The 6995-nt window shown below is 73.6% G+C and carries 6 protein-coding genes and 1 pseudogene; 6 read left to right on the top strand and 1 reads right to left on the bottom strand.

What is annotated here, in order from left to right; all coding sequences use genetic code 11:
- Together AOK17_RS15725 and cobI are read left to right on the top strand one after the other, a co-directional pair.
- A pseudogene (locus AOK17_RS15725) lies at positions 1–628 on the top strand (cobyrinate a,c-diamide synthase); the annotation flags it as partial.
- Positions 610–1344 (top strand): precorrin-2 C(20)-methyltransferase, encoded by a 735-nt coding sequence (gene cobI, locus AOK17_RS15720; RefSeq protein WP_055613084.1) that lies wholly within the window; start codon positions 610–612, stop codon positions 1342–1344. The pseudogene AOK17_RS15725 and the gene cobI, both read left to right, overlap by 19 nt.
- Before the next feature lie 83 nt (positions 1345–1427).
- Here cobI and AOK17_RS15715 read toward each other — a convergent pair whose 3' ends face one another.
- Entirely contained in the window at positions 1428–2156 is a 729-nt protein-coding gene (locus AOK17_RS15715; RefSeq protein WP_055613083.1) for a ZIP family metal transporter, read from the bottom strand.
- Between the two features lie 146 nt (positions 2157–2302).
- Between AOK17_RS15715 and cobM the strand changes: the two genes are divergently transcribed.
- The 4 genes from cobM to AOK17_RS15690 all read left to right on the top strand — a co-directional run.
- Positions 2303–3157 carry a precorrin-4 C(11)-methyltransferase gene (gene cobM / locus AOK17_RS15710; protein WP_055613082.1) on the top strand — a complete coding sequence of 285 codons (855 nt, stop codon included), beginning with the start codon at positions 2303–2305 and terminating at the stop codon, positions 3155–3157.
- On the top strand, positions 3154–4710 hold the full coding sequence (cbiE, locus tag AOK17_RS48480; protein ID WP_079053045.1) for a precorrin-6y C5,15-methyltransferase (decarboxylating) subunit CbiE: 1557 nt from the start codon (positions 3154–3156) through the stop codon (positions 4708–4710). The genes cobM and cbiE overlap by 4 nt, the downstream gene beginning before the upstream one ends.
- A complete protein-coding gene (cobJ, locus tag AOK17_RS15695) occupies positions 4707–6389 on the top strand; it encodes a precorrin-3B C(17)-methyltransferase (RefSeq protein WP_055613081.1) in 1683 nt (560 codons plus the stop codon). Before cbiE ends, cobJ begins: the two co-directional genes overlap by 4 nt.
- 32 nt (positions 6390–6421) lie before the next feature.
- The coding region (locus AOK17_RS15690; RefSeq protein ID WP_055613085.1) for a precorrin-8X methylmutase at positions 6422–6995 on the top strand (574 nt) is incomplete at its 3' end.

Here is a 6995-nt window from a genome sequence, read left to right as displayed (position 1 = left end):
AACGCCGGACGGGCTGAAGGTTGCCGTTGCCGGTGGGGCCGCCTTCACGTTCTCCTATGCCGAGCATGCCGAGTTGCTTGCCGCCGCCGGAGCTGAGGTTGTCGTCTTCGATCCGCTTCGGGATGAGAAACTGCCCGAAGGGACGCGGGGGTTGGTCATCGGGGGTGGGTTTCCCGAGGTGTACGGCCCTGAGCTGTCCGCCAATGAGCCGCTGCGCAAGGCCGTTGCCGCGCTGGCCGGGAGTGGGGCGCCGGTCGCCGCCGAGTGTGCGGGGCTGCTGTATCTCTCGCGTGAGCTCGACGGCCTGCCGATGTGCGGGGTGATCGACGCGAAGGCGCGGATGGACGAGCGGCTGACGCTGGGGTACCGGGATGCCGTCGCCGTGTCCGACAGTGTGCTGGCCGAGGCCGGCAGCCGGATGCGCGGGCATGAGTTTCACCGGACCGTCGTGGAGCCCGGGGCGGGGGTCGCTCCGGCCTGGGGCGTGCGCGTTCCGGTGCGGCGGGTCGAAGGTTTCGTACAGCAGGGCGTGCATGCGAGTTATCTGCATACGCACTGGGCGTCGTCACCCGGTGTCGCCCGTCGGTTCGTGGAGAGGTGTGTCGGGTCATGGGCAACAGCAGGCTGATCGGGGTCGGGGTCGGGCCCGGGGATCCCGAGCTCGTGACCGTCAAGGGGGTCAACTGCCTTCGGGCTGCCGATGTCGTCGTCGTGCCCGTCATGGACTCGGGTGACCGAGGGCGCGCCGAGGCCACCGTGCTGCACTACGTGCCCGAGGAGAAGGTCGTACGCGTCGTCTTCGCACTCAACGAGCGGTCCGACCGGGCGCGCCGCGAGGCCGCCTGGGACGCCGCCGGGGAGCGGGTCGCCGGGCTGCTGCGTACGCACGGGACCGTGGCCTTCGCGACCATCGGCGACCCCAACGTGTACTCCACGTTCACCTATCTCGCGCAGACCATCGAGCACCTCGTACCGGGGACCGTCGTCGAGACCGTGCCCGGTATCACCGCCATGCAGGATCTCGCCGCCCGGTCCGGGGCCGTGCTGACCGAGGGCACCGAGCCGTTGACGCTCGTGCCCGTCACCGCCGGGGCCGGTGCGCTCAAGGACGCGCTGAACGGGCCCGGGACCGTCGTCGCCTACAAGTTCGGGCGGCTGGCGCAGGAGGTCGCCGCGGCGCTGCGGGAGACCGGGCGGCTCGACGACGCCGTGTGGGGGTCGGCCCTGGGGCTGCCGGACGAGTCCATCCGGACCGCCGCCGAACTGGACGGCGCGCCGCTGCCCTACCTCTCGACGCTCATCGCGCCCGCGCGGCGCGACGGCGGACGCGGCGGCAAGCTGTGACTCCCGTCAGAGCAGTGGCTCCCGTCAGAGCAGTGGCTTTCGTCAGGGCAGTGGCTTTCGTCGGAGGGTCGCATTCGCCCGCCTCACTCCGCGATGCCCACCACCAGCCAGATGAAGGCCGCACCCGCGATCGTGCACAGCAGTGTGGAGCGGGCCGGGTGTTCGTGGTGGGCCTCGGGGAGGATCTCGGCGGCGGCGAGATAGAGCAGCGCGCCGCCGAAGAAGCCGAGATAGCCGCCGAGCAGGTGCTCGGGGATGGTGAACAGGAGCGTCGAGGCGGCGCCGACGACCGGGGCCGCCGCGTCCGCGAACAGCATCGCGACCGCCTTGCGGCGGGCGTTCCCGTACAACGTCGTGATCGTGTACGTGTTGAAGCCGTCCGCGAAGTCGTGGGCGATCACGGCGACGGCCACGGCCGCTCCCATGCCGCCGCCGACCTGGAAGGCCGCGCCGATCGCCACGCCGTCCATGGCACTGTGGCCGACCATCGCGGCGGCGGCCGTCAGGCCCACCTCGGGGGCCCGGCCGTTGTGTTCCTCCCCGCCGTGCGCCGCCTGCCGTACGGCCAACAGGCGTTCCACCAGGTGGGCCAGCAGGAAGCCCGCCACGAAGAGCAGCAGCGCGGCCGGTACGCCGAAGATCTCGTCGCCGGCCGCGTCGAGCGCCTCCGGCAGCAGGTCCAGGCCGACGACGCCCAGCATCAGACCGCCTGCCAGACCGAGTACGAGGTGGCGGCGGTCGGTGACGCGTTGCGCCGTCCAGCCGCCGGCCAGCGTCATGAGGAACGCGCCGAGCGCGACGAACACCGCCATACGCCCTTGCTATCCGATCGACCCGTGTTCACGCACGTTCGCCGCACGTTCGGGTCATCACGGCTTCCGGAATCCGTGCGCTGATGTCCGGAAGCACCCCTGAGAACCGCAGTACTCGTAGGACTCGTAGGAGAGGACCCCATCCCATGGCCGATGCCCCCACCGGCAAGGTGACCTTCGTCGGGGCCGGGCCCGGTGCCGCCGACCTGTTGACGTTCCGTGCCGCGCGCGCCATCGCCGAGGCCGACGTCGTGATCTGGGCGGCCAGCCTGGTGCAGGCCGAGGTCCTCGAACACGCCCGTGAGGGCGCGGAGATCCTCGACTCGGCGACGATGTCGCTGGAGGACGTCGTCGCCGTGTACGAGCGGGCCGCCGAAGCCGGGCTGAAGGTCGCCCGGATCCATTCCGGCGACCCCGCGCTCTGGGGCGGCACTCAGGAGCAGGTCGACCGGTGCGCGGAGATCGGCATCGGGACCGAGATCGTGCCCGGTGTCTCCTCCTTCTCGGCCGTGGCCGCGCTCGCCCAGCGAGAGCTGACCATCCCCGAGGTCGCGCAGTCCGTGATCCTCACCCGGCTCGGCGGCGGCAAGACGCCCATGCCGCCCGGGGAGGAAGTACGGGAGTTCGCGCGGCACGGGACGACGATGGCGCTGTTCCTGTCGGCCGCCCGCAGCGGGCAGCTCGTACGGGAGCTGCTGGAGGGCGGCTATCCGACGTCGACGCCGGTCGTGGTCGCGTACCAGGCGACCTGGCCGGAGGAGCTGATCGTGAAGTGCACGATCGGCACGCTGGAGGAGACCGTCAAGGAGCACAAGCTCTGGAAGCACACGCTGTTCCTGGTCGGCCCGGCCCTCGACGCCCACGGCACGCGCTCGCACCTCTACCACCCCGGCCACTTCCACGGCTTCCGCAAGGCCGATCCGGAGGCCCGCAGGGCGCTGCGGACGCAGGGCGCGCGGGGTGCGCAGAGTCCACGGGACGCGCAGGGTGTCACGCCGTGATCACCGTCGTCGGTACGGGCACGGGGGCGCCCCTTCCTCCGGACGCCGGGGCCGCGTTGGCCGGGGCGGGGCTCGTAGTGGGCGGCCGGCGCCACCTGGCCGCCGCGACGACGATCCCGGACACCGCCGAGCGGGTCGTCCTCGGTCCGCTCGCGCCCGCTCTTGACTCGATCGAGCAGTTCCTGGAGAAGCCCGCGGAACGGGGGCGGGTCGTCGTGCTGGCCTCCGGGGACCCCGGGTTCTTCGGAATCGTCCGGGCCCTCGCCGAGCGTTTCGGAGCCGAGCGGCTTGAGGTCCACCCCGGAGTGTCGTCCGTCGCCACCGCCTTCGCCCGGCTCGGGCTGACCTGGGACGACGCGGTGGTCGTGAGCGCCCACGGGCGCGACCTGCGGACCGCCGTGAACGTCTGCCGGGCGCATCCCAAGGTGGCGGTGTTGACGGGGCCAGGGTCCGGGCCCGCGGAGCTCGGGGCCGCGCTGCGGTCCAGCGGGCGGGTGTTGGTGGTGGCTTCGGCGCTGGGGGCGGGCGCCGACTCGGGCGCCACCTCGGGCGCGGACGCGGGCTCTGGCACCAGCACCAGCTCTGGCTCGTTCGCCGCCTCCGCCTCGAACGCGGGCGCCACTTCGGGCACCGGCTCGACCCCGGGCTCGGGTACCGGCTCGACCTCCACCTCGAACGCGGGCGCGACCTCGGGCACCGGCTCGGGCGCGGAAACTGGCACTGGCACTCGCTCCGGCACCGGCTCAGCCCCGGGCTTGGGCACTGGCACCGCCCCAGGCTCGGGCTCCGACCCGCACTCGGACGCGGGCTCCATCGCTCACTCCGGGGAGCGAGAGCGCGTAGAGCGGGTCACCCCCGCCGAGGCCGCCGCCCGGGACTGGGGGCCGGCGGTGAGCGTCGTGCTGTGTCTCGACGAGTCGCGCGTCCTCTCCCCCGTGCGTACGGTCGCCGGGCCGCCGTCCGGGCCCGCCCAATGGGCCCTGGAGGAGGGCGAGTTCACCCACCGGGACTCGATGATCACCAAGTTCGAGGTGCGGGCGCTGGCGCTGGCCCGGCTCGGGCCGCGGCTCGGTGAGCATGTGTGGGACATCGGCGCGGGCTCAGGGTCGGTCGCCGTGGAGTGCGCACGGCTCGGGGCCGCCGTGACCGCCGTGGAGAAGACCCTGGACGGTGTGGGGCGGGTCCGCGCCAACGCCGCCGCGCACGGGGTCTACGTGACCGCCGTGCACGGCGCCGCGCCGACCGTGCTGTCCGACCTGCCCGACCCCGACGCCGTGTTCATCGGCGGGGGCGGACGGGAACTGCCCGCCATCGTGACCGCCTGTGCCCGGCGGGCGCGGCGGTCGGTCGTCGTGGCGATGGCCGCCCTCGACCGGGTTCCGGCGGTCCGGGACGCGCTGGTCGCGGCCGGGCTCGACTGTGACGGCGTACTGCTGCAGTCGTCCCGGCTGGCGCCGCTGCCGGGGGATGTCACCCGGCTCGCGGCGACCAACCCCGTTTTTCTGCTGTGGGGCGTCCGGCCTCCGGTACGTAGTGAAGGAGTCGCTCAGTGATCGGCCTGATTTCCGCGACGGCCGCCGGTTCGGCGGGCTGTCGACGGGTGGCCTCGGCCTGGCCGGGCCGTACCCGCGTGTACGAGGGCCCCGTGGGGGACGCCGTGCGGCGGGCCTTCGCGGAGTGTGAGCAGCTCGTGTGCTTCCTGGCCACGGGGGCCGTGGTGCGGCTCGTCGCGCCGCTGCTCGTCGACAAGGCGTCCGACCCCGGGATCGTGTGCGTCGACGAGGGCGGCCGGTTCGCGGTGTCCCTGGTCGGGGGCCACGGCGGCGGTGCCAATGAACTCGCCCGAGAGGTGGGCGAGTTGCTGGGTGCCGAACCCGTCGTGACGACGGCGACCGACTCCGTGGGCGTGCCGGGACTCGACACGCTCGGCCTGCCGGTCGAAGGCGATGTGGCCGGGGTGTCCCGGGCCATGCTCGACGGGGAAGCAGTCGCGCTGAGGGCCGACGTGGCCTGGCCGCTTCCGCCGCTTCGGGTCGCCGAGGCCGGGGCGTACTCAATTCGCGTCAGCGACAGGGCTGTTGAGCCCGCCGAGCGTGAGGTCGTGCTCCGGCCGCCCTCCCTCGTCGTCGGCGTCGGCGCCTCCAAGGGTGCCCCCGTCGACGAGGTGCTCGGGCTCGTCGAGGACGCGCTCCGGGATGCCGGTCTTTCGGTGAAGTCCGTCGCCGAGCTCGCCACCGTGGATGCCAAGGCCGATGAGCCCGGCATTCTCGGGGCGGCCGAGCGGCTCGGGGTGCCCGTGGTGACGTACGGCGCCGAGGAGTTGGCGGCGGTCGACGTGCCGAACCCCTCGGACGCGCCCCTCGCCGCCGTCGGCACCCCGTCGGTCGCGGAGGCCGCGGCCCTGCTGCGCGGCGGCGAACTCCTCGTCCCCAAGCGCAAGTCGGCCGCGCGGCCCGCGATGGCGACCTGCGCGGTCGTACGCCGGCCGGGGCGCGGGCGGCTCGCGGTGGTCGGACTCGGTCCGGGCGCCCGGGACCTGCTGACGCCCCGCGCGAAGGACGAGCTGCGCCGCGCCTCCGTACTCGTCGGACTCGACCAGTACGTCGACCAGATCCGCGATCTGCTCCTGCCGGGCACCCGGGTCCTGGAGTCGGGGCTCGGGGCCGAGGAGGAGCGGGCCAGGACAGCCGTGGCCGAGGCCCGGCTCGGACAGGCGGTCGCGCTGATCGGCAGCGGTGACGCGGGCGTGTACGCGATGGCGTCGCCCGCGCTCGCGGAGGCGTCCGACGACATCGACGTGGTCGGGGTGCCCGGGGTGACCGCCGCGCTCGCGGCCGGGGCGATCCTGGGCGCGCCGCTGGGCCACGACCATGTGTCGATCAGCCTTTCCGACCTGCACACACCGTGGGAGGTCATCGAGCGCCGGGTGCGCGCGGCGGCCGAGGCCGACCTGGTCGTCACCTTCTACAACCCGCGCAGCCGGGGCCGCGACTGGCAGCTCCCCAAGGCGCTCACCATTCTCGCCGGGCACCGGAAGCCGACGACGCCTGTGGGAGTCGTGCGCAACGCCTCGCGGCCGGACGAATCCAGCCGTGTCACCACCCTCGCGGGACTCGACCCGGCGACGGTGGACATGATGACGGTGGTGACCGTGGGCAACACGGCGACCCGTGAGATCGCCGGCCGCATGGTGACGCCCCGCGGCTACCGCTGGCAGGAGGACCCCAAGTGAGCGCAGTGAGCCGGGTGTTCCCGGAGAGCCGCATCGCGGACCCCGGGACCCGCAGCACGGACCCCGAAGCCCGGGTCGTGCACCCCATCGAGCAGGAGTCCTTCCGGCGGCTGCGGGCCCGCCTGGACACCTCGCACTTCCCGCCGCTGACCCGTGCCGTCGTGGAGCGGGTGATCCACTCCGCCGCCGATCTCGACTACGCGAGCGATCTGGTGACCGACGAGGCCGCCCTTGAGAAGGCCCACCGGGCGCTGCACGACGGGGCGCCCGTCGTCGTGGACGTGGAGATGGTCGCGGCGGGCATCACCCGGCGCGACACCGTCTGCCGCCTCAAGGACGCCGTGTCCGGTCCGGGGCTGACCCGCTCGGCCCACGCCGTCCGGCTCGCGTACGAGCAGGTCGGGCCCGGCGCGCTGTGGGTGATCGGCTGCGCCCCGACCGCGCTGGAGGAGCTCCTCACCCTGGACGCCGCCCCGGCGCTCGTCATCGGGCTGCCCGTCGGCTTCGTCGGCGCGGCGGAGTCCAAGGCCGCGCTGCGCGAGAGCGGGCTGCCCGCCGTGAGCAACGTGTCCGAGAAGGGCGGCTCGGCGGTCGCCGCCGCCGCGC

Origin of the sequence: Streptomyces phaeochromogenes (assembly GCF_001418655.1) — a bacterium.
Classification (GTDB): domain Bacteria; phylum Actinomycetota; class Actinomycetes; order Streptomycetales; family Streptomycetaceae; genus Streptomyces; species Streptomyces phaeochromogenes.
This window is presented reverse-complemented; position numbering and strand designations above follow the sequence as displayed.